The organism is Streptomyces bullii (assembly GCF_042657145.1).
Lineage (GTDB): Bacteria > Actinomycetota > Actinomycetes > Streptomycetales > Streptomycetaceae > Streptomyces > Streptomyces bullii.
This window is the reverse complement of record NZ_JBHSNY010000007.1, coordinates 345,644-369,741: the sequence shown is the minus strand read 5'-3', so window position 1 is coordinate 369,741 and position 24,098 is coordinate 345,644. Positions and strand designations below refer to the sequence as shown.

Here is a 24,098-nt window from a genome sequence, read left to right as displayed (position 1 = left end):
GGACCCTGGGGAATTCGCGGAGGAAACGGAAGCCGTGGGCAACAGAAGGCGCGTCGCCGAGCGACGGAAGACGAGACCCGCCGTGATCGGCGGGATGATCGCCGTGGTCGTCGGCGGTGCCGGTGTCGCCGGCTACGCGCTGTTCGGCGGCGGGGCCGCCGCCGACAACGGGACGGGGTCCACGTCCGCGGCCACCGACCAGAGGCCGAAGGTCAAGACCGGCCCGCTGTCCGCGACGGAGGTCACCACCACCGCGCGCGCCTTCCTCACCGCCTGGCAGGCCGGCCAGGTCTCCCGGGCCGCCGCTGCCACCGACGACCCCACGGCGGCCAGGACGCTGCTGACCGGCTACACCAAGGACGCCCACATCAAGGGCGTCACCCTCACCGCGGGCCCGCGCACCGGCGACAAGGTGCGGTTCTCCGTCAAGGGCACGGTGTCGTACAAGGGCACCGACAAACCGCTCGCCTATGACAGCGAGCTGACCGTCGTGCGCCGCATGGGCGACGGGAAGCCGCTGGTCGACTGGCACTCCTCCGTCGTCCACCCCGATCTGAAGGACGGCGACAGGCTGGTCACCGGCGAGGCGGGCACGCCCCCGGTGAAGGCACTCGACCGGGACGGCGGCGAGCTGACCACCGAGAAGTACCCCTCGCTCGGCCCGGTGCTGGACGGGCTGCGCGAGAAGTACGGCAAGAAGGCCGGCGGCAAGGCGGGCGTCGAACTGCGGGTGGTCCGCGGCAAGTCCGCCCAGTCGTCCGAGCTGTCCGACAAGACCCTGCTGGAACTGAGCAAGGGCACGCCCGGCACGGTGGAGACCACGCTGGACCCGGCCTTGCAGGCCGCCGCCGAGCGCCAGGTGGCCAGGAAGGCCCGGGCGTCGGTGGTGGTGCTGCGGCCGTCGACGGGCGAGATCCTCGCGGCGGCGAACTCCTCGAAGGGCTTCAACACCGCCTTCCAGGGCTCCCTCGCGCCCGGCTCCACGATGAAGGTCATCACCTCCTCGCTGCTCATCGAGAAGGGCCTGGCCTCGGCGGACAAGAAGCATCCCTGCCCGAAGTACTTCACCTACGGCGGCTGGAAGTTCCAGAACGACGACAAGTTCGAGATCAAGGACGGCACGTTCAAGGCGAGCTTCGCCCGCTCCTGCAACACGGCCTTCATCAGCCAGGCCCCGAAGCTGGAGAACGACGATCTGACCAAGCAGGCTCAGCAGGTCTTCGGCCTGGGGCTGAACAACTGGGCGATCGGTGTGCCGTCCTTCGACGGCGCGGTGCCGGTGCAGTCGGCGGCCCCGATGGCGGCCTCGCTGATCGGCCAGGGCGGGGTGCGGATGAACCCGCTGAACATGGCCTCGGTGTCGGCGACGGTGAAGGCCGGTGTCTTCCGTCAGCCGTACCTGGTCTCCCCGAAGGTGGACGGGCGGCAGCTGGCTACGGCCTCGCGCACGATGTCCGCGGGCACGCTGTCCCAGCTGCGCGAGCTGATGTCCTACACGGCGGCGTACGGCACGGCGGCCGAGGCGATGGCCGGGGTGAGCGGTGACGTCGGCGCCAAGACCGGCTCCGCCGAGGTCGACGGCCAGAAGAAGCCGAACGGCTGGTTCACCGCCTACCGGGGCGACCTGGCGGCCGCGGGTGTGGTCCAGGCGGGGGGCCACGGCGGCGACACGGCCGGCCCGATCGTGGCGGCGCTGCTGAAGGCGGGGGGCTAGGCAGTTTCGTTTGGATCAGTCGGTCGTTGGTCCGGGTGTGCCGTTGACTGATGCGCAGTGGGCGCGGATCGAGCCGTTGCTCCCCGACCGGACGCCGAAGCGTGGTGGCCGCTGGCGGGACCACCGTGAGGTGATCGACGCGATCGCCTACAAGTTCCAGACCGGGACGCAGTGGGTGCACCTGCCGGAGAAGTACGGCAACTGGCGGGGTGTCTACAACCGGCTGCGGATGTGGGCCGTCGACGGCACCTGGGAGCAGGTGTTCACCGCCCTGGTCGCCCAGGCCGACGCGGACGAGGACCTGGACTGGGCCGTCTCGGTGGACTCCACGATCGTGCGGGCTCACCAGCATGCAGCGGGGGCCCGCAAAAAGGGGCCCCGGCCGGCGAGCCGGACGACCATGCCATCGGCCGATCCCGCGGCGGACTGACCACGAAGATCCACCTCGCCGCCGACGGCCGGTGCCGGCCACTCGCATTCGTTCTCACCGCCGGCCAAGCCGGCGACGCTCCCGCCCTCACGGACGTCATGGCCCGCTTGCGCGTTCCCCGACCTCGTGGACGGCCTCGCACCAGGCCGGACCTGGTCCTGGCCGACAAGGCGTACTCCTCCCGCGAGATCCGTGACCACCTGCGCAAACGCGGCATCCGCGCGGTGATCCCGGAACGGGCCGACCAGCAGGCCAACCGGAAGCGGCGCGGGCAGGCCGGCGGCAGACCACCGGCCTTCGACCGGGAGGCATACAAGCAACGCAACACCGTCGAACGGTGCATCAACCGCCTCAAGCAGTGGCGCGGCATCGCCACCCGCTACGAGAAGACCGCCACCATCTACTTGGCCGGACTCCACATCGCAGGCATCTTCCTCTGGTCCACCCGATGATCCAAACGAGACCGCCTAGTCGGGGGGCTCACCGGGAATCGCCGGTCAGGCGTCAGTGCACGACCGGTTCCGCGGCGGCCAGGTACGTCCGCCGCAGGAACCGCAGCAGCGCCTTCGTCTCGAACTGCACGACCGAGACCCCGTCCGGGGAGTGGAACTCCACGACCGCCTGCACGCGCCCGCACGGCCACACGCGCACGTCTCCGCTCTCGGCCGGCGCCCGCAGGCCCTGCTCCAGCAGCGACCGGGAGAAGGTCCACTCGGGCCCGGTGCCGGGCAGCCCCACCCCGACCGACCGCGGGTCCCGCTCGGGGTCGTAGCGCAGCTTGACCGGCACGGCTCCCTGTTCGTCCAGCACCTGGACGTCCGAGTCCGTGAGGATGTGAGCGCGTGCGTACTGTTCGACTACGGACATCGGCCGGCCCCTTACGGTGCGCTACCTGTCTGGAAGCTGTGCGTCCGCCCCCTCTCCAATGTCGCATATTTTCCGTATCGCGCTTCCGGGCGACGGACATATCACATCTGAGATGCACGAGGCACTCGCTCTTGCAAGTCATTCGCATCAAGCCACTATCATCGAACGGTGCATGTACCTGACGGATTCATCAACGCCCCCACCTCCGCCGTCACCGGAGTCGTCGCCGCGGGCGCCATCGCGGTGAGCCTGCGCGGTGCCCGCCGGGAACTCGACGAGCGGACGGCACCGCTGGCGGGCCTCGTGGCGGCGTTCATCTTCGCGGTGCAGATGCTGAACTTCCCGGTCGCGGCGGGCACCAGCGGTCATCTGCTCGGCGGCGCGCTGGCCGCGATACTCGTCGGCCCCTACACAGGGGTCCTGTGCGTCTCCGTCGTGCTGCTGATGCAGGGCATCCTCTTCGCGGACGGCGGTCTGACCGCGCTCGGCGTGAACATCACCGACATGGCGATCGTCACGACGGTGGTCGCGTACGGCCTCTTCCGCGGTCTGGTGAAGGTGCTGCCCCGCACCCGGCGCTCGGTGACCGCCGCCTCCTTCGTCGCCGCCCTCGTCTCGGTCCCGGCCTCCGCGCTGGCCTTCACACTGCTCTACGCCGTGGGCGGCACCACCGACGTGTCGATCGGCAAGGTCGCCACCGCCATGGTGGGCGTGCACATCCTGATCGGCCTCGGTGAGGCCGCGATCACCGCTCTGACCGTCGGCGCCGTCGTCGCCGTCCGTCCGGACCTGGTGTACGGGGCGCGCGGGCTGCGCCAGAAGCTGAAGCTGCGGGTCGGCGGCGAGCTCGTGGACGTACCCGACGCCGAGCCCGCCCCCGTAGCCGCCAGGGCCTCGCACCGCACGGTGTGGATCGCGGGCCTTGTCACCTCGCTGGTGCTCGCCGGGTTCGTCAGCTTCTACGCCTCCGCCGATCCCGACGGCCTGGAGAAGGTCGCCGCTGACCACGGCATCGACAAGAAGGCCGAGGACCACGCGATCGCCGACTCCCCGCTCGCCGACTACGGCGTCAAGGAGGTCGAGGACGCCCGCCTGTCCGGGGGGCTGGCGGGCGTGATCGGCGTCGGTGTCACGGTCGTGGCCGGCAGCACGGTGTTCTGGGCGGTGCGCCGCCGTCGTACCGCCGACTCCTCCCCCACGGCCGTGGAGAACGTCTGAGATGGGCGCCGGGCACGCGCACAAGCTGTACCGGCACGGGCACTCGCCCGTGCACGGTCTGCCGCCGCACACCAAGCTGGCCGCCGCCTTCGCCTTCGTGGTCGTCGTGGTGTCGACGCCGCGGGAGGCGATGTGGGCCTTCGGGCTGTACGCGGTGCTGCTCGGTGTCGTGGCGTACGTCGCGCGCGTGCCCGCCGGTTTCCTGCTCAAGCGGCTGCTGATCGAGGTGCCGTTCGTGGCGTTCGCGGTGCTGATGCCGTTCGTGGCGGAGGGCGAGCGCGTCGACGTGCTCGGGGTGTCCCTGAGCGTGAGCGGACTGTGGGGTGCCTGGAACGTGCTCGCCAAGGGCACCCTCGGCGTCGCCGCCTCCGTCCTGCTCGCCGCCACCACCGAGCTGCGGGAGATCCTCCTCGGCCTGCAGCGGCTGAGACTCCCGCCGCTGCTGGTGCAGATCGCCTCGTTCATGATCCGCTACGGCGACGTCATCACCGACGAGATGCGCCGCATGCGCATCGCCCGGGAGTCGCGCGGCTTCGAGGCGCGGGGCGTGCGGCAGTGGGGCGTGTTGGCGAAGTCGGCGGGCGCGCTGTTCATCCGTTCCTACGAGCGCGGCGAGCGGGTCCACCTGGCCATGATCAGCCGCGGATACGCCGGTTCGATGCCGGTCATCGACGAGGTGACCGCGTCCCGGGCGCAGTGGTCGTACGCCCTCGCCCTGCCGTTCGCCGCCCTCGTCGTCTGTCTGCTGGGATGGGCCCTGTGACACCTTCGCTGGAAGTGGCCGGTCTGGCCTTCGCGTACCCGGACGGGCACCAGGCCCTGTTCGGTGTGGACTTCACGATCGGGCGCGGCGAGCGGGTCGCGCTGCTCGGCCCGAACGGCGCCGGCAAGACGACCCTGGTGCTGCACCTCAACGGCATCCTGACCGGCGGCACGGGCACGGTGAAGGTCGCCGGGCTGCCGGTCGGCAGAGAGCACATGGCCGAGGTCCGGCGCCGGGTCGGCATCGTCTTCCAGGACCCCGACGACCAGCTGTTCATGCCGACCGTCCGGGAGGACGTGGCGTTCGGGCCGGCGGCGGCCGGGCTGAAGGGCGCCGAGCTGGAGGAGCGGGTCGACCGGGCGCTGGAACGGGTCGGCATGGCGGGGTTCAAGGACCGGCCCCCGCACCATCTGTCCTTCGGCCAGCGGCGCCGGGTGGCCGTCGCGACCGTGCTGGCGATGGAACCGGAGATCCTGGTCCTGGACGAGCCGTCGTCCAACCTCGACCCGGCCTCACGCCGCGAACTGGCCGACATCCTGCGCTCGCTGGACGTGACCGTGCTCATGGTCACGCACGACCTGCCGTACGCCCTGGAGCTGTGTCCGCGCTCGCTGATCCTCAGCGACGGTGTGATCGCGGCGGACGGCGCCACGGGCGAGCTGCTCGCGGACGAGGAGCTGATGCGGGCCCACCGTCTGGAGCTGCCCTTCGGCTTCGATCCGCGGTCCGTGACAATGGGCGCGTGACGAACCGCGACGAGGGCGACGGGACCGGGCACTCGCTGCTGCTGGACGAGCAGCTGTGCTTCGCGCTGTACGCCGCCCACCGGGCGGTGACGGCCGCCTACCGGCCGCTCCTCGACGAGCTCGGCCTGACCTATCCGCAGTACCTGGTCCTCCTCGTGCTGTGGGAGCGCGGCGAGACCACGGTGAAGGAGCTGGCCACGGCCCTGCGCCTGGACTACGGCACGGTCTCACCGCTGCTGAAGCGGCTGCAGGCGGCGGGCCTCGTACGGCGTGAGCGGTCGGCGCGCGACGAGCGGTCGGTGCTCGTCGGGGTCACCGGGCGCGGAGCTCAGCTGCGGGAGCGCGCGGAGCGCGTGCCCGGCGCGCTGCTCGCGGCCACCGGGCTCGACGGCATGGACGTCACGCGGCTGCGCGAGGAGCTGTGGCGGCTGGCGGCGAGGGCGGACCCGGCCTCGGGCGGGACCGGCTGATCCCGTGTTACCCACGGTTGCTACCCCCTGGTAACCAGGACGGACCCGCCGGCCAGTACCTTGTGCGCGATGTACTTGCGCACATGATTCCGGGGGAGGGCCCTCATGACCGAGGCGGCCACGACCGACGGCACCGCCGTCGACACCCGTCCGACGAAGATCATGTACGTCGCCGAGGCCACCGCGCACGGTGGCCGCGACGGCTATGTGATCAGCCAGGACGGTCAGCTGGACCTGAAGGTGGCGATGCCGCCGGAGCTGGGCGGCGACGGCAACGGCACCAACCCCGAGCAGCTCTTCGCGGCCGGCTACAGCTCCTGCTTCCACAACGCGCTGATCATGGTCGGCAACCGCGCGGGGTACGACCTGAGCGGCTCCACCGTCGCCGCCAAGGTCGGCATCGGCCCCAACAAGCAGCGCGGCTACGGACTCGCGGTCGCGCTCAGCGTCTCCCTGCCGGTGCTGGACGCGGACCTCGCGGCCAAGCTGGTGGACGAGGCGCACGAGGTCTGCCCGTACTCGAACGCGACGCGCGGCAACATCGACGTCACGATCCTGCTGGGCTGAGGAAGCCAGGGAATCGCAGGCTGCGAACGGGCGTTGCCCTCACTGTCGCAGGAGATCGGGAAGGGACGGCGGACGTGGACGTGCACGGCACAGTGGCCGAGGGCTTCGAGCCGGTCAGGGAGGCGTTCGTCCGCAACTTCACCGCACTCGGTGACCGCGGCGCGGCCGTCGCCGTCTACCGGGACGGGCGCAGGGTCGTCGACCTGTGGGGCGGCGCGCGGGACGTGGACGGTGACGCCGGTGACGTGCCCTGGGAGCGGGACACCGCCCAGGTGATCCGCTCGGCGACCAAGGGCGTCGCCGCCGCCGTCCTCCTGCTGCTGCACCAGCGCGGGGGACTGGACCTGGACGCGCCGGTCGGGCACTACTGGCCGGACTTCAAGGCGTACGGCAAGGAACGGGTGCTGGTCCGGCACGTCCTCGGACACCGGGCCGGCCTGCCGGTCCTGGACCGGCCGCTGACCCCCGAGGAGGCCCTCGACCCGCTGCGGGGCCCGCGGGCCGTGGCCGCGCAGGCGCCCGTGTGGGAGCCGGGCACCGACCACGGCTACCACGCGCTGACGTACGGATGGATCCTCGACGAACTGGTCCGGCGCGTGACGGGACAGGGCACCGGCGAGTGGCTCGCGACGCAGATCGCCGGCCCGCTGGGCCTGGACCTGTGGCTGGGGCTGCCGGAGCCGGTGGAGGCGGCGGGCCGGGTGGGCCGGGTCGGCCGCGTCGAGGGCCCGGAGCCCGCCGGAGGTCCGCGGCTGCGGCCCAAGCGCTCGGTCACCGAGGCCTACCAGGACCCGGATTCCCTCACCCGCCGGGCCTTCGCCGCGATCACCCCGTTCCCCGACCAGAACGACCCGGCGTACCGCAGGGCGGCGCTTCCCGCGACCAACGGCATCGCGACGGCGGACGGACTGGCCCGGTTCTACGCGGCGCTGATCGGCGAGGTCGGCGGAGTGCGGTTGTTCGCCCCGGGCACGGTCGGCCTCGCCCGCGCCGAGGAGTCGGCGGGCCCGGACCGCGTCCTGGTCGTCAACACCCGCTTCGGCCTCGGCTACATGCTGCACGGCACCGCCTCCCCCCTCCTCTCCCCCGGTTCCTTCGGCCACCCGGGACGCGGCGGCGCCCTCGGCTTCGCCGACCCCGAGTCGGGGATCGCCTTCGGCTACGTGACCAACGGCTTCCGCAGGACGGTGACGGCGGACCCGAGGGCGCAGGCACTGGTACGGGCGGTACGGACGGCTCTCGGCGGAGCCATCGCCTAGATGTGGATCGGGTGGGAGGTCCGTCCCGAGGCCTGGTCGATCTCGTCGTGCGCCTTGGTCAGCAGCCGCATGGCGAGCTCGTTGAGCGCCCGCGCCCCGGCGATCTCCTCACCGACCCTCGGCTGATTAGCGTCGGTCCGGTGCCGGGTCGCGTGCCCGTGTGCCCGTACCTCACTGCCGTCGGGCAGCCGGACCAGCGCGACCGCCTTCGTGTGCTGGTCGTCCTCCTGGAACTCCAGCTCGACGTGCCATCCCACCGTGGTGTGCATTGTCATGACGATCACCTCCGGAACACCTAGTTCCAGAGTGCTCCCGACGGCGTCCGGACGCACCCACTGGGGGACGGGCGGACCGGGCTAGCGGGTGTGCAGCATCAGCCCGATGCCGACGACCAGCAGCCCGGCCGCGGCGATGCGCGGGGCGCCGAAGCGTTCCTTGAAGAAGACCGCGCCGATCGCCGCGCCCACGATGATCGAGGACTCCCGAAGCGCGGCGACGGGCGCGAGCTCCGCCCTGGTCTGTGCCCACAGGACGAGGGCGTACGCGGCGACGGACAGGGCCGCGCCCAGGAGTCCGACGCCGAGGTGGGGCCGGAGCTCGGCGAGGGCCCGCCCGCGCCGGCGCCACAGGGCGTACGCCGGGATGACGGTGCCCTGCACCGCCATCAGCCAGGCGATGTACCCGAGGGAAGAGCCCGAGGCCCGCACGCCCAGGCCGTCGACGACGGTGTACGCCGCGATGGTCAGCCCCGTGGCGAGAGCCGCCCCGATCGCCGCCCAGTCGGGCCGGCGACCGCGCAGGCCCCACAGGGCGACGCCGGTCAGCCCCGCACAGGACACCGCGATGCCGGCGGCGGCCCAGCCGTCGGGCACCTCGTGCGCGAAGACGGCGGCGAGCACCGTGACGGCCAGGGGAGCGCTGCCCCGCGCGATCGGATAGGCCTGGCCGAAGTCCCCCAGCTGGAAGGACCGCATCAGCAGCGCGTAGTAGGCGATGTGGATGGCGGCCGAGCCGAGCAGGTACGGCCAGGCGCGGTCCGCCGGGAACGCCACGAACGGCGCGGCGGCCAGCCCGATCAGCAGCCCGCCGCCGGATATCAGCGTGAACCCGACGAGCTTGTCGGTGATCCGGTGGGCGAGGGCGTTCCAGGCGGCGTGGGTGACGGCGGCGAGCAGGACGGCGGCGGTGACCAGCGGGGTCACGAGGTGCGCTCACGCACGTCCACGAGAGTGCCGCCGGCGTGGGCGATCAGGGCCTTGGGCTCCAGGGGGAAGACGGTGTACGGGGTGCCGGCCGCGGCCCACACGGTGTCGTGGCCGAGGAGTCCGCGGTCCGCGAGCACCCGGGTCCGCCGCTTGTGCCCGAAGGGCGGCACGCCGCCGATGGCGTACCCGGTGATTTCGCGTACGACGTCGGCCCTGGGCCGGGTCACCTTCTGCGCCCCGAGCTCCCGGCGGACGAGTTCCACGTCGACCCGGGAGGCCCCGTCCATGAGGACGAGGACCGGTTCGCCGTCCGCGGCGAAGATCAGCGACTTGCAGATCTGGCCGAGTTCGCACCCGATCGCGGCGGCGGCCTCGGCGGCGGTACGGGTCGCGTCGGGGAAGCGGCGCACCCGCGTGGTGAGCTCCTCCAGCCCGAGTTCCCGCAGGGCTTCGGCGAAGCGGGGGTGGGCTCCGGAGCCCTCGGCGTCAGGGGCGGCTGTCGTCGTCATGGAGGGCACGGTAGCGGTACGTGTATGAGACATGCGACTGGGTTACGGCGCCCTGCGGACCCGCCCCCAGCCGCCCGCGCAGTCGGTCGGCGAACCGCGGTGAAGAAGGTGCTGATGCCGGTCGCGCGGGCGGTGGGAGCGTTCCTGGCGACGAAGTGGCTGCCCGGGGTGCGGCGTCGAGGGCGCGCTGCCCGCGCCCGTCGCGCGCCGTCCGCCGGCACTCGGCCGGCCTCCCGTACCGCCCCGACCGGGACACGGTCACGCCAGGACCGATGTAGGGCAGGTGCTGTCCGCTGTGGTCCGCCAGGTCCGGGCGGGACGGAGGACAGCGTGACGACATGACGCAGCCGGTGAGGGGCCCCTCTCAGCGGGTCCCTCACCAGCGGGTCCCTCACCGGCCGGACCGGCACGAAGGCAGGCAGCCCGGTGCGGGTGGCGTCAGACGCGGGCCGGTTGTGGCTCGCCGTCCTTGTTCGCGTCGGCCGCAGCGCGCAGCCCCTCCCCCTCGACGTCCACGTTGGGCAGGGCGCGGTCCAGCCACTTCGGCAGCCACCAGGCCTTCTTGCCGAGCAGGGCCAGGACCGCCGGGACGATGGCCATGCGGACGACGAACGCATCGAAGAAGACCGCGATCGCCAGGCCGAAGCCGATCATCTTGATCATGGACTCGCTGGAACCGATGAACCCGGCGAAGACCGCCATCATGATGACCGCCGCCGCGGTGACGACCCGCGCGCCGTGCTTGAAGCCGGTCACCACCGCCTGGTTCGGCTTCTCGCCGTGGACGTAGGCCTCCCGCATCCGGGTCACGAGGAACACCTCGTAGTCCATCGCCAGGCCGAAGACCACACCGACCATGAAGATCGGCATCATCGACATGACCGGACCGGTCTCCTCGACGCCCAGCAGGCCGGACAGCCAGCCCCACTGGAAGACCGCGACCACCGCGCCGAGCGCCGCCATGACGCTCAGCAGGAAGCCCAGCGCCGCCTTCAGCGGGACCAGGATCGAGCGGAACACCACGATCAGGAGGAGGAAGGCCAGGCCGACGACCAGGACCAGGTACGGGACCAGGGCGTCGTTGAGCTTCTGCGAGACGTCGATGTTCATCGCCGTCGCGCCGGTGACCAGGACGTTCGCGTCCGTGTCGGCCTTCACCTCCGCGCCCGTGTCACGGATGGCGTGCACCAGGTCCTCCGTCGCCGCCGACGACGGCTTGGAGTCGGGGATGACGGTGATCGTCGCCGTGTCCCCGGCCTTGTTGGGCGCCGGCGGCGTCACCGTCACGACGTCCTTCAGGCCCTTGATCCCGTCGGCGACGTCACCGAAGGCCCCCTGCGGGTCGGCGCTGTCCTTGGCGTCGACCACGACCATCAGCGGACCGTTGAAGCCGGGGCCGAAGCCCTCGGACAGCAGGTCGTACGCCCGGCGCTGCGTGGTGGACGTCGGCTGCGAGCCGTCGTCGGGCAGGCCCAGCTCCAGGGAGGACGCGGGGACGGCCGCCACGCCCAGGCCGACGACGCCGAGCAGCAGCACCGCGACCGGGCGGCGTACGACGAAGCTCGCCCAGCGCGTGCCCATGTTCGGGCGCCCGGGCTTCTTCGGGGTGCGCCCGCCGCCGAGCAGCCTGCTCTTCTCGCCCGCCGGGCGGACCCTGCGGCCGGCGTAGCCGAGCAGGGCCGGGATCATCGTCAGCGCGATCAGCACCGCGATGGCGACCGTGCCGGCCGCCGCGACGCCCATCTTGGTCAGCATCGGGATGTTGACGACGGACAGGCCGACCAGGGCGATGACGACCGTCAGGCCCGCGAAGACCACCGCCGAGCCGGCCGTGCCGACGGCCCGGCCGGCCGCCTCCTCCCGTCCGCGACCCTCGGCCAGTTCGGCGCGATAGCGGGAGACGATGAACAGCGCGTAGTCGATGCCGACCGCCAGGCCGATCATCGTGGCCAGGGTGGAGGTGGTGGAACCCAGGTCCAGGGTGCCGGCCAGGGCCGTGATCGTGGAGACGCCGATGCCGACGCCGACGATCGCGGTCAGCAGCGGCAGACCGGCCGCGAGCAGCGAGCCGAAGGTGATGACGAGGACCACCGCGGCGACCGCGATGCCGATGATCTCGCTGGTGCCGGTGTGCGGGACCGCCTGGAGCGCGTCACCGCCGACCTCGACGGTCAGCCCGGCGTCCCGCGCGTGCTGCGCAGCGTCCTCCAGGGCGTCCTTGCTGGCGTCCTGGAGCTCCATGCCGGAGACCTTGTACGACACCTGCGCGTAGGCGATCGTGCCGTCCTTGCTGACGGCCCGGGCCTGGTAGGGGTTGGTGACGGAGGCGACCTCGGAGCCGTCGGACAGCTCCCGGACGGTCTTGTCGACGGTCGCCCTGTTGCCGGCGTCGGTCATCTTCTCGCCGTCCGGCGCCTTGAAGACGACCCGGGCGGTGGCGCCGTCGGCGCTCATCCCGGGGAAGCGCTCTTCCAGCAGGTCGAAGGCCTTCTGGGCCTCCGTACCGGGGATGGAGAATGAGGTGGTGCCCGCTGCGGGGGCGCCGGCCGCGCCGACGCCCGCGAGCGTCAGCAGCGCCACCCATATCAAGGCGACGACGTGCCGTCGCCGGAAGGCGAGCCGGCCGAGTTTGTAGAGGAACGTGGCCACGAGGGCGTACTCCCGGTCAGGTCGTGGGTTTCAGGGCAGGGGTGATCAGCCCGACGACGTGAGCGGTGACGTCAGGTGGGTGGTGATTCGGGGTGGGGCTGACTCGGGGGACGTGTCAGGGGGTCGGGGTCGGCACGCCGAGGGCGGGGAGGACCACGGCGTCGACGTACGAGGTGAGGAATGCCTTGGTCGGCGGCTGGTCGTCGAGCAGCGCCCGGGTGACGAACCCGCCGACCATCATGTGCAGCAGGAAGTCCAGCGCGGGGCAGTCCGGGCGGACCTCGCCCCGATCGACGGCGCGCTGGATCATGCGCCGGAACTCCGCCATCTCCGGGCCGACGAACTGCTCGCGGAACTCGTGACGCAGTTCCGGGTCGTTGTGCATCGCCATCGCCACACCCCGCATCAGCGCGGAGTTCCGCTCGATGGTGCAGTCGTCGTCCTGCGCCACCAGGGCGTGCAGATCGCCCCGGAGGGACCCGGTGTCGATCTCGCCGATCTCGCCGGGCTTGGTGTGCCGGATGGCCTTCACGACCAGCTGGGCCTTGCCGCCCCACTGGCGGTAGAGCGTCGCCTTGCTGGACCGGGTGCGGGCGGCCACGGCGTCCATGGTCAGGGCGTCGTAACCGACCTCGCGGAGCAGGTCGAGCACGGCCTCGTACAGCTCAGCCTCGCGCTCGGGGGTGATCCGACTGCGACGCGCCGTCGCGGCCTCAGTCATCTCTCTCACCTTCCTGATCCGAACGACACCGTTTCGTACGGCACGACTGTAGCGCAGCACCGAAGAAAACGAAACCGTTTCGTACGTGAGCGGGGTCACGACGCCCGCCACATCACGAGTTGCCCCGCTTCGCCCCCCGGAAAAGCATGGTGAGGTGAGCTATCTGCGCCTCCCGCACCTCCATGACGATCTCCTGTGCTTCGTGGCCGAGGACGACCTCTGGCTCGCACCCCTCGACGGCCCCGGCCGCGCCTGGCGGCTCACCGTCGACCGCACCAAGGTCGGCCACCCCCGCTTCTCCCCCGACGGCCGCCACCTCGCGTACACGAGCTGGCGCAGCCTGGTGCCGGAGGTCCATCTGGTGCCCGTGGACGGCGGCCCGGGCCGCCAGCTCAGCTACTGGGGCAGCGCCGACACCCGGGTGTGCGGCTGGGCACCGCCCGACGAGGAAGGGCACACCGCGATCCTCGCCGTGGCCTCGCACGGCGAGCCGTTCTCGCACTACACCTGGGCCTACAAGCTCTCCCCGGACGGCGACCCCGGGCGCAAGCTCCCCTGGGGCCCGGCCTCCGACATCCAGGTCGCCGACCTCGACGGCGTGCGCAAGACGCTGCTGCTGACCGGCACGCCTCCGCACGAACCGGCCGCCTGGAAGCGCTACCGGGGCGGCGCCACGGGACGCCTGTGGCTGCACGGGCAGCGGCTGCTGGCCGAACTGGACGGCCATCTGCACTCCCCGATGTTCGTCGCCGGCCGGATCGCCTTCCTCTCCGACCACGAGGGCGTCGGCAACCTCTACTCGTGCGCGTACGACGGCACCGACCTGCGCCGCCACACCGACCACGACGCGTTCTACGCCCGGCACGCCTCCAGTGACGGCGCACGGGTGGTCTACCAGTGCGCGGGTGACCTGTGGATCGTCGACGACCTGGCCCCGGACTCCGTACCGCGTCGGCTCGACGTGCGGCTCAGCGGGCCACGCGCCGGACGGCGCCGGTACCCGGTCCCGGCGGCGCAGCACATCGACGGCATCTCCGTCGACGAGACCGGCCGCGCGAGCGCCGTCGTCGTCCGCGGCAGCCTGTACTGGCTCACCCACCGGGACGGCCCGGCGCGCACGCTCACCGACGCCCCGGGGGTGCGGGTGCGGATGCCGGAGATGCTCGGCGAGAGCGGGCAGGTGGCGTATGTGACCGACGCGGAGGGCGAGGACGCGATCGAGATCGCCTCCCTGCCCCGGGCGACCGGCGACCGCGCGCCCCGGCGGCTGGCCTCGGGGCGGCTCGGCCGGGTGCTGGAGCTGGTCTCGGACCCGGAGGGCCGCCGGCTGGCGGTCGCCTCGCACGACGGACGCCTGCTGCTCGTCGACATCGGGGAAGACGCGGGAGAAGAGGCCGGGACGGGCACAGGGGAAGAGGCCACGGCGGGCACCGGCGAAAGCACCGGGGACGCCGCGGCAGGCACCGGCGAAAGCACCGGGCAGGCCGCAGCCGGCACCGGCGAAGGCACTCCGGCAGGCACCGGGGAGGACACCGGCGAAGGCCCCGCGGAGCGCACCGGGCCGGAGGAGGGCACGGGCGGTGAGGTCACCGAGCTGATCCGGTCGATCAACGGGCCCGTGCGGGACCTGGCCTTCTCACCGGACGGGGCATGGCTGACCTGGTCGCATCCGGGCATCGGCCGCACCCTGCGGCAGATCAAACTGGCCCGTGTCTCCCGCACGGGGCAGGGGGACGGGCTCGTCGTCGACGTCACCAACGGCCGCTTCGAGGACGAGAACCCGGTGTTCACCCGGGACGGCCGCTACCTCGCCTTCCTCTCCTGGCGCGGCTTCGACCCGGTGTACGACGTGCACACCGGCGACCTGTCCTTCCCGCTGGGCTGCCGCCCCTACCTGGTGCCGCTGTCGTCGGCGACGCCCTCCCCCTTCGCGCTGAACCCCGAGGGCCGTCCGGCCGCCGGCGGGCTGGACCCGCTGGACGAGGAGGAGACCGGTGAGCCCGGCGCGGTGACGGTCGAGGTGGAGGGGCTGGAGAGCCGGGTGACGCCGTTCCCCGTCACCGCCTCGAAGTACTCGGCGCTGTACCCCGTCGCCGGCGGCGGACTCGTCTGGCTGCGCTGGCCGATCTCGGGCGCGCTGGGCGAGACCTTCGCCAACCCGGACGATCCGAGCGAACGCCCGACCCTGGAGTACTTCAACGTCACCAAGGCGAAGAAGTCCGAACTCGTCGGCCACCTGGACTGGTTCGCGGTGAGCGGCGACGGCACCCGGCTGGTGCTGCTCGACGAGGGCGACCTGCGCGCGGTGCCCGCCACCGAGCCGGGTGACAGCGACTCCACCACCTGGATCGACCTGCGCCGCATCCTGCACCAGGCCGACCCGGCCGCCGAGTGGCGCCAGGCGTACGAGGAAGCCGGGCGGCTGATCCGCGCTTACTTCTGGGAGCCGGACATGTGCGGCATCGACTGGGACGCGGTGCTGCGGCAGTACCGCCCGCTGGTCGAACGGGTCGCCTCCCCCGACGAGTTCGCGGACCTGCTGCGCGAGGTGCTGGGCGAGCTCGGCACCTCCCACGCGTACGTCGTGCCCGCCCGCCGCAACGAGGGCCCGGCGCACTACCAGCGCTGGCAGGGGCTGCTGGGCGCCAACTTCGTCCATCGGGACGAAGGTTGGATGGTCAAGCGGATCCTGCCCGGCGACTCCTCCGACTCCAGGGCCCGCTCCCCGCTGGCCGGCACGGGCATCCGGGAGGGCGCGGTCCTCACCCATGTGGACGGCCGCCCGGTGGACCCGGTCGCGGGCCCGTATCCGCTGCTTGCCGGGTCGGGCGGCACGACGGTCGAGCTGACCTTCAGGCCGGCGCAGGGCGAGGGCCCGCCCCGCCGGGTCGCCGTCGTCCCGCTCGTCGACGAACGCCCGCTGCGCTACCAGGACTGGGTGGCCAAACGCCGTGACGTGGTCCGCGAGTTGAGCGGCGGCCGCTGCGGCTATCTGCACATCCCGGACATGGGCGGCTCCGGCTGGGCGCAGTTCAACCGCGACCTGCGCATGGAGGTCTCACGCCCCGCGCTGATCGTGGACGTGCGCGGCAACGCCGGCGGCCACATCAGCGAACTCGTCATCGAGAAGCTGACCCGCACGATCCTCGGCTGGGACCTCACGCGCAACGCCCAGCCCGTGTCGTACACCTCCAACGCGCCGCGCGGACCGGTCGTGGCGCTGGCGGACGAGGCGACCTCCTCCGACGGCGACATGATCACGGCCGCCTTCAAGCTGCTGCGGCTCGGCCCGGTGGTCGGTCAGCGCACCTGGGGCGGTGTGGTCGGCATGACCGGCCGCCACCGCCTCGGCGACGGCACGGTGATCACGGTGCCGATGAACGCGGCCTGGTTCGACGCCTACGGCTGGTCGGTGGAGAACAAGGGCGTCACCCCCGACCTGGAGATCCCGCGCACTCCCCTGGACTGGGCGGAGGGCCGTCACGCCCAGCTGGCCGACGCCGTCCAACTGGCCCTCCAGCTGCTGGAGTCCACCCCGCCGGCGACACCGCCGACGTACAGCGACGTACCGGACCGCTCCCGGCCGAAGCTGCCGCCCCGGATGTGAGAAGGGGCGCCCTGGGGGCGCCCCTTCCGCTCAGCACACGACGTCAGGACTCAGGCTTACCGGTAGTCCTGGTCGTAGTCCTGGTCGAGGCGGTCCTCCGTCTCGCGCTCCATCGGGTCCATGCTCTCGTCACGCTGACGGCCGCGCTCACCGCGCTCGCGCTCGCCGCGCTCACCGCGCTCGCCGCGCTCCTGGAGCCGCTCCCTGGCCTGCTCGGCCTTCTGCTTGGCCTGCTGCTGCCACTGCTCGGACTTGTCCTGGAACTGGTCCTTCATGCCCATGTGGGTTCACTCCCGTGGGGGGTGAGGGAATCTTGCTCGACCAGATTCACACGGGCGGTGACCCTGCGCATGTCGATCAGTCACCCTGCGTCATCCTCTGCTGTTCGTCGGCGGCACCGCCCGCCCCGACCAGCCCGGTGCGCATGCCCGTCAGCCGTTCCGCGAACCGCCGCATCTCCCGCTGGCCCACGGTGCCTATGACGCCGGGCAGATACCCGCGCACGCCCTGCATGCCCCGCAGCCACCACTGCCCGTACACATGGCTCGACCGCCGCTCGATCCCGGCGACGATCCGGTCGACCGCAGGCCCCAGCGGATACGTCTTGCCGGCCGGCCAGGGCAGCCGCTGCCTCAACTCCCGCATGACGTCGTCCTGGTCGGCACCGCGCACCATGTCGGTGTCGGTCCACGACAGGTAGCCGACCCCGACCTTCACGCCCCGGTGGCCGACCTCGGCGCGCAGGCTGTGCGCGTACGCCTCCACCCCGGACTTGGAGGCGCAGTACGCCGTCATCATCGGAGCCGGAGTGATCGCCGCGAGCGACGCGATCTGCAGCAGGTACCCCCGGCTCTCCAGCAGCGGCGGCAGGAACGCGCGGGCCGTCACCGCCGAGCCGATGAGGTTGACCTCGATCACCCGCCGCCAGGACTCCGGGTCGGAGTCGACGAACGGCCCGCCCGTGGCGACACCGGCGTTGGCGACGACGATGTCCACCCTGCCGAAGCGCTCCTTGACCTCGCGGGCCACCTGCGCCATCGCCTCGTGGTCGGTGACGTCGGCGTGCCAGTGGGCGCTGTCGCTGTGCAGCCGTGCGGAGACCTGCTTGAGCGCGTCCGGCTCAAGCCCGACCAGCGCCGTCCGCACACCGCGCGCGGAGAGCTTGCGGGCCAGCAACTCCCCGACGCCGCGGGCCGCTCCGGTGACGACGGCGACCCGCCCTTCCAGACTGCCCCTGCTCATGCGCCCTCCTTCACCCGGAGACGGGTGGTGACGAGTGTCCGTATCTTCGCGCTGACCAGCTCGGGGGCCTCGACGGGCGTCATGTGGCCGACGCCGGGCAGTTCGGTGACGCCGAGGCAGTGCGGCAGTGCGTCGGCCAGGGCCCGCGCGTGCGCGGGCGGCGTCAGCCGGTCCGCCGTGCCGACGACGATCTCCGCGGGCACCGTCAACTCCCGGACCGCGTGGTCGAGATCGAGCAGGTCGAGCACCTGCGACCAGGCGTAGCGCACCGAGCGGGGGCAGGCGTGCACGATCCGGGCGCACGCCTCCACCATGTGCGGGGCCGAATCCGGGCCCATCGTGGCGTACTTGAGGATCCGGCGGGCCAGGGGCGTGACCGGCCCGAGCGGCGCCCGGGAGCCGAGGATCCGCCGGGTCAGCCAGGTCCGCGGCCGCCCGGGCCGCAGCGGTACGACGGTCGAGGCGGCGACCAGCTGCGAACTGCCCGTGCTGCACAGCAGTACGGCCGCCGCGTGGGCGCGCAAGCCCTCCCTCCCGGACGCGGCCATCACCGTCATCCCGCCCATGGAGTGCCCGGCGATCACGGCCCTCTCGCCGGGCGCGAGCGTGGCGCGCAGAACGGCTTCCAGATCGTCGGCGAGGGCGTCGGCGCTGCACGCGGGGCTCGCCGGGCTGCGTCCGTGGCCGCGCTGGTCGTAGGCGATGACCCGGTGGTCGGCGGCCAGGTCCCGGATCTGGGCCGCCCAGAAGGCGGTCGAGCAGGTCCAGCCGTGGGCGAGGACGACCGCGGGGGCTCCCTCGGGCCCGTGCACCTCGACGTGCAGCCGGGCGCCGTCGGCGGAGACGGCGGTCAGTTCACGGGTGGGTGTGGGCGGGGCGTAGGGGCCGGAGGTGACGTGCGTCAGGCGGCTCACGCGCTCACCTCCGCGTCCTGCCGCTCGGCGGCGTCACACCGTGCGGGGGCGCGCAGGACGTCGTACTCCGCGAGGTCCACGCGCCGCGTCGCGCGCCGGAACTCGCTCGTCGTACCGGGCCAGATGGTGGTGTTGCGGCCGTTGGCGTCCAGGTACCAGCTCGTGCACCCACCGGTGTTCCACACCGTGCGCTTCATCCGTTCCTGCACCCGGTGGTTCCAGGCGCGCACGGCGTTCGGGCGGGCGTCGAGGGCGACCCGGCCGCCGAGGACGTCGAGCTGCCGGATGTAGTCCGCCATGTAGGTCAGCTGCGACTCGATCATGAGGATCATGGACGAGTTCCCCAGGCCGGTGTTGGGCCCGATGATCGTCATCCAGTTGGGGAAGCCGGCCGCGGAGGCGCCGCGCAGGGCCTCCATCCCGTCCTTCCAGACCTCGGCGAGGGTCTTGCCGTCCGCGCCGACCACCCGCTCGGCGATGGGCATGTCGGTCACGTGGAAGCCGGTGCCGAAGATGATCGCGTCGATCTCCGCGGTGGTGCCGTCGGCGGCGACGAGGGTCGAGCCGCGCACCTCGCTCAGACCGCCGGTGACGACGTCCACATTGGGCCGGGCGAGCGCCGGGTAGTAGTCGCTGGACAGCAGGATCCGCTTGCAGCCGATGCGGTAGTCGGGGGTGAGCCTGGCGCGCAGGGCCGGGTCCTTGATGGCGCGGGCCATGTTGCGCCGGGCCAGCTGCTCGACGAAACCGAGCTCGTTCGGGCGCTTGGTGAACGCCTGGACCTGCAACTCCCGGATGCCCCACAGCAGTCCGCGGCGCAGCTGGGCGGTGAAGGGCAGCTGCCGGTGCAGCCACCGCTCGGCGCCGCTGATGGCCCGGTCCACGCGGGGCAGGACCCACGGCGGGGTGCGCTGGAAGAGGGTGAGCTTCCCGACGACGGGCTGGATGGACGGCACGATCTGGATGGCGGAGGCCCCTGTGCCCACCATCGCGACGCGCTTGCCGGTGAGGTCGTAGTCGTGGTCCCAGCGGGCGGAGTGGAAGACCGTGCCCGGAAAGGAGTCCAGCCCCGGGATGTCGGGGATCTTCGGGTCGGACAGGGGCCCGGTGGCGGACACCACGACGTCGGCGGACAGGTTCCCCGCGCTGGTCTCGATGTCCCAGCACAGCCGCTCGCCGTTCCAGGCCATCCGCGTCACCTCCGAGTTGAGGCGGATGTGCGGCCGCAGCCCGAAGACGTCCGTGACGTGCTCCAGGTAGGCACGGATGTGCTGCTGCCCGGAGAAGGTGCGCGGCCAGTCCGGGTTGGGCGCGAAGGAGAACGAGTAGAGATGTGACGGAACGTCACACGCGCACCCCGGGTAGCTGTTGTCCCGCCAGGTGCCGCCGACGCTGTCCGCCCGTTCCAGCACGACGAAGTCGGTGATTCCCTCCCGGCGCAGCCGTACGGCGGCGCCCAGCCCGCCGAACCCGGACCCGACCACCGCGACCCGTACATGCTCGTGTTCGTCTTCGGCCATGCCACGCCTCACTTCCGCACTCGCCCGGAACTCTGCCAGTGAACACTGGCGCAATGGGAGGGTAGAGCAGCTCCGTACTCCTGGGTAGGGGGCGGTACGAGGAAGTTACCGACGGTACGCCTTAAGGTGCCCTGGTGGCCGAGAAGCGTGAGTACCGCATGGAAGAGCTGGCCCGGCTGGCCGGCATCACCGTCCGCACCCTGCGCTTCTACCGCGAACGCAAGCTGATCCCGCCCCCGCGCCGCGAGGGCCGTATCGCCTGGTACGACGACCATCACCTGGCCCGTCTGCGGACGATCAGCGCCCTGCTGGACCGCGGCCACACACTGAGCGGCATCGCCGAACTGGCGGAGGCCTTCGACCACGGGCGGGACGTCGCCGACCTGCTGGGCGTGGGCACCCCCACCGAGGAGGAACCGGTCCGCCTCACCCCCGAGGAGCTCGCCGCCCGCTTCGAGGGCGAGGTCACCCCCGAGAACCTGGCCGCCGCCATGGAGCTGGGCTACCTCGGCACCGACGGCGACGAGATCGTCCACATCAGCCGCCGCCTGCTGGACGTGTCGTCGGCGCTCGTCCGCGAGGGCATCCCCCTCGCGGAGGTGCTGGCGGCGGGCCGGCAGGTCCGCCGGCACGCCGACGCACTCGCCGGACTCTTCGCCGACCTGGTGCTGCGCCACGCCTCCGAGGAGGACCTGCCCCGCCTGCGCCCGCTGGCCCGCAGCGTGGTGGAGGCGGAACTGTCCCTGGCCCTGGACCGCCGCATGCGCGGACAGAGCGAGCCCGGCTAGCGGTCGTAGACCACGGTGACCGGCGCGTGGTCCGACCACCGCTCGGCATGCGTGGCCGCCCGTTCCACGAACCCCTTGACGGCCCGCTCGGCGAGCCCGGGCGTGGCCATCTGGTAGTCGATGCGCCATCCCGTGTCGTTGTCGAACGCCCGCCCGCGGTACGACCACCAGGAGTACGGCCCGGCCACGTCGGGGTGCAACGCCCGTACGACGTCGACGTACCCGCCGTCCGCCGGGTCGAGGACCCGCCCCAGCCACTCCCGCTCCTCGGGCAGGAAGCCGGAGTTCTTCGTGTTGCCGCGCCAGTTCTTCAGGTCGGCCTCGCGGTGGGCGATGTTCCAGTCACCGCAGACCAGCACCTCGCGGCCGTCGGCGGCGGCCCGCCGGCGCAGCTCCTTGAGGTGGGCGAGGAACTCGCCCATGAAGCGCGTCTTCTCGTCCTGCCGCTCGGTGCCGACCTCGCCGGAGGGCAGGTAGAGGGAGGCGACCGTCACACCCGGCAGGTCGGCCTCGACGTAGCGCCCGCTGTCGTCGAACTCGGTGGAGCCGAAGCCGATCCGGACGCGGTCGGGTTCGCGGCGCGTGTACAGGGACACACCCGCCCGGCCCTTGGCGGCGGCGGGGGCGTGGACGACGTGCCAGCCGTCGGGCGCGCGGACGGGCTCGGGCAGCTGCTCCGGCTCGGCGCGCACCTCCTGCAGGCACAGCACGTCGGCGGAGGTCTCCGCGAGCCACTCCACGAAGCCCTTCTTCGCGGCGGCGCGCAGTCCATTGACATTGACGGAGGTCACGGTGAGCACCCCGGCACGATACCGGCACACTGGACGGGGACCGGATGCCGGGAACAACCGATTCGTACACATGTACGATGACCGGCATGATGATACGTCGCGTCTCCTTCGACCACCCCGACGCCGTCAAGCTCAACGACCGGGTACAGGCCGAGTACCACGTGCGTTACGGCGACGGCGGCGACGCCACCCTTCTGGACCCGTCGGACTTCGAGCCGCCGAACGGCCTGTACCTGCTGGTGTACGACGAGAACGACAGCCCTGTCGCCTCCGGCGGCTGGCGCGCCCAGGACGCGAACGGAGCGGGCAACCGCGACGGGGACGCGGAGCTGAAGCGGATGTACGTGATCGAGGAGATGCGCGGCCGGGGGCTGGCCCGCCGCGTCCTGGCCGCCCTGGAGGAGGACGCCCGCACGGCCGGCCGCATCCGCATGGTCCTGGAGACCGGCACCAAGCAGCCGGAGGCGATAGCCCTGTACACCTCCAGCGGCTACGAGCCGTGCGAGAAGTTCGGCTACTACCGCTTCCACGAGGCGAGCCGCTGCTTCGCCAAGGCGCTGTGAGCCGGGCCACACGACGGCACGGCAGAGCGAGCCACTCGACGGCTCTGTGAGGCGGGCCACCTGAGGGCCAGTCACGGGCAGGACACACGACAGAGCCCCGTCGGGATCCCGACGGGGCTCTGTGCTGCGTGGACCTGAGGGGATTTGAACCCCTGGCCCCCTCGATGCGAACGAGGTGCGCTACCGGACTGCGCCACAGGCCCTTGCAACGAGTGAAACTTTAGCACCCCGATCGGCCTGCTTGGAAATCCGTTCCCGGGGCGGAGGGCGCAGGCGGTGCAGGTGGGATGCCTGCGGCTACTCGTTGGCCGCCCGGGGCCGCTCGCCGTCCTCGTACTGGTCGAACAGCGGCGTGCGGCCGCGTTCCCTGGCGCGCCGGGCCGATGCCACCCGCCGGGCCTCACCGCGCGCGGCGTCGTCCGCCTCCCCGGGGGCCGCGGTCTCTCCCGGCGCCTCGTCGTCCGTGGCACCCGCCCCGTCCGGCGGGACGGTGCTCGACCGCGCCGAGCTCCAGGTGTCCGGGGCGCCGAGATCCACGTCGGGCGTGGCACGGGGGGCGACCGGGGCGGTGACGTACGTCGGCAGCGGCACCGGCACCGGGTCCCAGCTGTCGCCCTGCCCCGGGCGGCGCTGCCGCTCGCGCTGCTGGTCGACCCACTCGGCGTGGTCGGTCTGCTCGACGAGCGCGCGGCGGTCCGCCGCGAGCGCCGACAGGCCGGGGTCGGTCACCGGCTCGGGCGCCTGGTGCGGTTCGTCGGCCTCCTCGCCGGGGGACGTCTCGGCGGCGCGCCGGCGCGGCTGGCGTCGGCGTTCCCGCAGCCGCTGGGCGGCGACCTCGGCCCGGCGGCGGTCCATCTGGTAGGCGAACCGGCGGCGTTCCTGGGAACGCAGGTAGGCGATGTACGCGCTGAGCAGCACGGCGGGCACCCCGGGCGCCCACAGGAACGCGAGCCCCCCGACGGCGGCGACGATCGCGCCGAGCGTGAAGGCGAGGAAGAGCATGACGGTGGTGCGCCGACGACGTGCGAGGACCTTCGAGCGCTGGGCGCGCGCGGCGGCCGCCTGGGCCGCCTGGGCCGTCGGGGCGCGCCGGGCGGCGGGCACCCGCTCCGGGTGTCCGCGCTCCGGCTCCGGGCGCTCCCCGGTGGGCGACGGTACGGGGACCTGGGTCTGCGGGCGGGTCTGGGACACGGCGAAGGCCCGGACGTCCACCGAGTCGGTGACCGCGTCCGGGTCGACGGCGGCGGGCTCCCCCTCGTCGGCGGAGCGCGCCCGCAGGTCCTTGGCGTACCGGCGCTCCATGCCCGCGCGTCCGGACAGGAGCCGGATGGCGGTGCTGAAGCGTTCCGTCGGACGGGCCTCGTTCAGCTCGTCCTGCCTACGGAGCCACATCGGCACCAAGTAGGCGGCCCAGGCCCCGACAATGACTGCGTAGATGAGGCCGCTGCTGCTCACGCCTCACACGGTAGAGGGGTTTGCGTGAGGCCATCCGCCAATTGAGCCGGTGTGTCGCACGATCTGGCTGATATTTCGAACTTTTTTTGTGACCGTTCCG

Annotated in this window: 23 protein-coding genes and 1 tRNA gene; 11 read left to right on the top strand and 13 right to left on the bottom strand. The window is 72.2% G+C overall.

Going from position 1 to position 24,098, the window contains the following annotated elements:
* Positions 1–34 precede the first annotated feature (34 nt).
* Positions 35–1,714 (top strand): penicillin-binding transpeptidase domain-containing protein, encoded by a 1,680-nt coding sequence (locus ACFPZJ_RS22170; RefSeq protein ID WP_381024315.1) that lies wholly within the window; start codon positions 35–37, stop codon positions 1,712–1,714.
* A gap of 10 nt (positions 1,715–1,724) precedes the next feature.
* Positions 1,725–2,596, top strand: a protein-coding gene (locus ACFPZJ_RS22165; protein WP_417801332.1) for an IS5 family transposase whose coding sequence is annotated in 2 segments (ribosomal slippage) — positions 1,725–2,085 and positions 2,085–2,596 — 873 coding nt in all. Because the reading frame shifts where the segments join, the coding sequence is not laid out codon by codon here.
* Positions 2,597–2,648: 52 nt separating this feature from the next.
* Here ACFPZJ_RS22165 and ACFPZJ_RS22160 read toward each other — a convergent pair.
* Positions 2,649–3,011: an SsgA family sporulation/cell division regulator gene (locus ACFPZJ_RS22160; protein WP_381024309.1), complete on the bottom strand. Its 363-nt coding sequence runs from the start codon at positions 3,009–3,011 to the stop codon at positions 2,649–2,651.
* A 168-nt stretch (positions 3,012–3,179) separates the two neighbouring features.
* Here ACFPZJ_RS22160 and ACFPZJ_RS22155 point away from each other — a divergent pair, with 168 nt between their 5' ends.
* The 6 genes from ACFPZJ_RS22155 to ACFPZJ_RS22130 all read left to right on the top strand — a co-directional run bounded on the left by ACFPZJ_RS22155 (position 3,180) and on the right by ACFPZJ_RS22130 (position 8,034).
* Positions 3,180–4,229 (top strand): energy-coupling factor ABC transporter permease, encoded by a 1,050-nt coding sequence (locus tag ACFPZJ_RS22155; protein ID WP_381024306.1) that lies wholly within the window; start codon positions 3,180–3,182, stop codon positions 4,227–4,229.
* Position 4,230: 1 nt separating this feature from the next.
* Complete coding sequence (gene cbiQ / locus ACFPZJ_RS22150) at positions 4,231–4,992, top strand: cobalt ECF transporter T component CbiQ (protein ID WP_381024303.1); 762 nt, start codon at positions 4,231–4,233, stop codon at positions 4,990–4,992.
* The gene (locus ACFPZJ_RS22145) at positions 4,980–5,738 is read left to right on the top strand and encodes an energy-coupling factor ABC transporter ATP-binding protein (RefSeq protein WP_381024301.1); all 759 of its coding nucleotides are present in this window, start codon (positions 4,980–4,982) and stop codon (positions 5,736–5,738) included. Before cbiQ ends, ACFPZJ_RS22145 begins: the two co-directional genes overlap by 13 nt.
* A complete protein-coding gene (locus ACFPZJ_RS22140) occupies positions 5,735–6,208 on the top strand; it encodes a MarR family winged helix-turn-helix transcriptional regulator (protein WP_381024299.1) in 474 nt (157 codons plus the stop codon). Before ACFPZJ_RS22145 ends, ACFPZJ_RS22140 begins: the two co-directional genes overlap by 4 nt.
* Before the next feature lie 105 nt (positions 6,209–6,313).
* Entirely contained in the window at positions 6,314–6,775 is a 462-nt protein-coding gene (locus ACFPZJ_RS22135) for an organic hydroperoxide resistance protein (RefSeq protein ID WP_381024296.1), read from the top strand.
* Positions 6,776–6,849: 74 nt separating this feature from the next.
* Positions 6,850–8,034: a serine hydrolase domain-containing protein gene (locus tag ACFPZJ_RS22130; RefSeq protein WP_381024294.1), complete on the top strand. Its 1,185-nt coding sequence runs from the start codon at positions 6,850–6,852 to the stop codon at positions 8,032–8,034.
* Here the strand turns inward: ACFPZJ_RS22130 and ACFPZJ_RS22125 are convergent.
* The 5 genes from ACFPZJ_RS22125 to ACFPZJ_RS22105 all read right to left on the bottom strand — a co-directional run bounded on the left by ACFPZJ_RS22125 (position 8,031) and on the right by ACFPZJ_RS22105 (position 13,118).
* The gene (locus ACFPZJ_RS22125; protein WP_381024292.1) at positions 8,031–8,309 is read right to left on the bottom strand and encodes a DUF1876 domain-containing protein; all 279 of its coding nucleotides are present in this window, start codon (positions 8,307–8,309) and stop codon (positions 8,031–8,033) included. The genes ACFPZJ_RS22130 and ACFPZJ_RS22125 overlap by 4 nt on opposite strands.
* A gap of 81 nt (positions 8,310–8,390) precedes the next feature.
* Positions 8,391–9,236, bottom strand: coding sequence for an EamA family transporter (locus ACFPZJ_RS22120; RefSeq protein WP_381024289.1), 846 nt, complete (start codon positions 9,234–9,236; stop codon positions 8,391–8,393).
* Positions 9,233–9,748 carry a YbaK/EbsC family protein gene (locus tag ACFPZJ_RS22115; RefSeq protein WP_381024286.1) on the bottom strand — a complete coding sequence of 172 codons (516 nt, stop codon included), beginning with the start codon at positions 9,746–9,748 and terminating at the stop codon, positions 9,233–9,235. Before ACFPZJ_RS22115 ends, ACFPZJ_RS22120 begins: the two co-directional genes overlap by 4 nt.
* Before the next feature lie 438 nt (positions 9,749–10,186).
* Positions 10,187–12,397 (bottom strand): MMPL family transporter, encoded by a 2,211-nt coding sequence (locus ACFPZJ_RS22110; RefSeq protein ID WP_381024283.1) that lies wholly within the window; start codon positions 12,395–12,397, stop codon positions 10,187–10,189.
* A 115-nt stretch (positions 12,398–12,512) separates the two neighbouring features.
* A complete protein-coding gene (locus tag ACFPZJ_RS22105; RefSeq protein WP_381024281.1) occupies positions 12,513–13,118 on the bottom strand; it encodes a TetR/AcrR family transcriptional regulator in 606 nt (201 codons plus the stop codon).
* Between the two features lie 154 nt (positions 13,119–13,272).
* Here ACFPZJ_RS22105 and ACFPZJ_RS22100 point away from each other — a divergent pair, with 154 nt between their 5' ends.
* Positions 13,273–16,725, top strand: coding sequence for a S41 family peptidase (locus ACFPZJ_RS22100; protein WP_381024278.1), 3,453 nt, complete (start codon positions 13,273–13,275; stop codon positions 16,723–16,725).
* 56 nt (positions 16,726–16,781) lie between these two features.
* On the opposite strand, the gene ACFPZJ_RS22095 is transcribed toward ACFPZJ_RS22100, so the two are convergent.
* From ACFPZJ_RS22095 to ACFPZJ_RS22080, 4 genes are all read right to left on the bottom strand, one after another.
* On the bottom strand, positions 16,782–17,006 hold the full coding sequence (locus ACFPZJ_RS22095) for a hypothetical protein (protein ID WP_381024276.1): 225 nt from the start codon (positions 17,004–17,006) through the stop codon (positions 16,782–16,784).
* A gap of 76 nt (positions 17,007–17,082) precedes the next feature.
* On the bottom strand, positions 17,083–17,967 hold the full coding sequence (locus ACFPZJ_RS22090; protein ID WP_381024273.1) for an SDR family oxidoreductase: 885 nt from the start codon (positions 17,965–17,967) through the stop codon (positions 17,083–17,085).
* The gene (locus ACFPZJ_RS22085; RefSeq protein ID WP_381024271.1) at positions 17,964–18,881 is read right to left on the bottom strand and encodes an alpha/beta fold hydrolase; all 918 of its coding nucleotides are present in this window, start codon (positions 18,879–18,881) and stop codon (positions 17,964–17,966) included. The genes ACFPZJ_RS22090 and ACFPZJ_RS22085 overlap by 4 nt, the downstream gene beginning before the upstream one ends.
* Positions 18,878–20,401 (bottom strand): flavin-containing monooxygenase, encoded by a 1,524-nt coding sequence (locus ACFPZJ_RS22080; RefSeq protein WP_381024268.1) that lies wholly within the window; start codon positions 20,399–20,401, stop codon positions 18,878–18,880. The genes ACFPZJ_RS22085 and ACFPZJ_RS22080 overlap by 4 nt, the downstream gene beginning before the upstream one ends.
* Before the next feature lie 134 nt (positions 20,402–20,535).
* On the opposite strand from ACFPZJ_RS22080, the gene ACFPZJ_RS22075 reads away from it, so the two are divergent.
* On the top strand, positions 20,536–21,189 hold the full coding sequence (locus ACFPZJ_RS22075) for a MerR family transcriptional regulator (RefSeq protein WP_381024266.1): 654 nt from the start codon (positions 20,536–20,538) through the stop codon (positions 21,187–21,189).
* Here ACFPZJ_RS22075 and ACFPZJ_RS22070 read toward each other — a convergent pair.
* Complete coding sequence (locus tag ACFPZJ_RS22070) at positions 21,186–21,989, bottom strand: exodeoxyribonuclease III (RefSeq protein WP_381024263.1); 804 nt, start codon at positions 21,987–21,989, stop codon at positions 21,186–21,188. The two genes, ACFPZJ_RS22075 and ACFPZJ_RS22070, sit on opposite strands and share 4 nt — an antisense overlap.
* 77 nt (positions 21,990–22,066) lie before the next feature.
* On the opposite strand from ACFPZJ_RS22070, the gene ACFPZJ_RS22065 reads away from it, so the two are divergent.
* Positions 22,067–22,543 (top strand): GNAT family N-acetyltransferase, encoded by a 477-nt coding sequence (locus tag ACFPZJ_RS22065; protein WP_381024261.1) that lies wholly within the window; start codon positions 22,067–22,069, stop codon positions 22,541–22,543.
* Between the two features lie 129 nt (positions 22,544–22,672).
* Here ACFPZJ_RS22065 and ACFPZJ_RS22060 read toward each other — a convergent pair.
* Positions 22,673–22,746, bottom strand: a tRNA-Ala gene (locus ACFPZJ_RS22060).
* Positions 22,747–22,840: 94 nt separating this feature from the next.
* Positions 22,841–23,998 carry a divisome protein SepX/GlpR gene (sepX, locus tag ACFPZJ_RS22055; protein ID WP_381024258.1) on the bottom strand — a complete coding sequence of 386 codons (1,158 nt, stop codon included), beginning with the start codon at positions 23,996–23,998 and terminating at the stop codon, positions 22,841–22,843.
* Between the last annotated feature and the right edge of the window lie 100 nt (positions 23,999–24,098).

Excerpts from the sequence above, each read along its gene's own strand:
- ACFPZJ_RS22135 (WP_381024296.1), top strand. The coding sequence starts at position 6,314 with ATGACCGAGGCGGCCACGACCGACGGCACCGCCGTCGACACCCGTCCG.
- ACFPZJ_RS22145 (WP_381024301.1), top strand. The coding sequence starts at position 4,980 with ATGGGCCCTGTGACACCTTCGCTGGAAGTGGCCGGTCTGGCCTTCGCG.
- ACFPZJ_RS22105 (WP_381024281.1), bottom strand. The coding sequence starts at position 13,118 with ATGACTGAGGCCGCGACGGCGCGTCGCAGTCGGATCACCCCCGAGCGC.
- ACFPZJ_RS22095 (WP_381024276.1), bottom strand. The coding sequence starts at position 17,006 with ATGGGCATGAAGGACCAGTTCCAGGACAAGTCCGAGCAGTGGCAGCAG.
- ACFPZJ_RS22160 (WP_381024309.1), bottom strand. The coding sequence starts at position 3,011 with ATGTCCGTAGTCGAACAGTACGCACGCGCTCACATCCTCACGGACTCG.
- ACFPZJ_RS22080 (WP_381024268.1), bottom strand. The coding sequence starts at position 20,401 with ATGGCCGAAGACGAACACGAGCATGTACGGGTCGCGGTGGTCGGGTCC.
- ACFPZJ_RS22115 (WP_381024286.1), bottom strand. The coding sequence starts at position 9,748 with ATGACGACGACAGCCGCCCCTGACGCCGAGGGCTCCGGAGCCCACCCC.
- cbiQ (WP_381024303.1), top strand. The coding sequence starts at position 4,231 with ATGGGCGCCGGGCACGCGCACAAGCTGTACCGGCACGGGCACTCGCCC.
- ACFPZJ_RS22065 (WP_381024261.1), top strand. The coding sequence starts at position 22,067 with ATGATGATACGTCGCGTCTCCTTCGACCACCCCGACGCCGTCAAGCTC.
- ACFPZJ_RS22090 (WP_381024273.1), bottom strand. The coding sequence starts at position 17,967 with ATGAGCAGGGGCAGTCTGGAAGGGCGGGTCGCCGTCGTCACCGGAGCG.
- ACFPZJ_RS22125 (WP_381024292.1), bottom strand. The coding sequence starts at position 8,309 with ATGACAATGCACACCACGGTGGGATGGCACGTCGAGCTGGAGTTCCAG.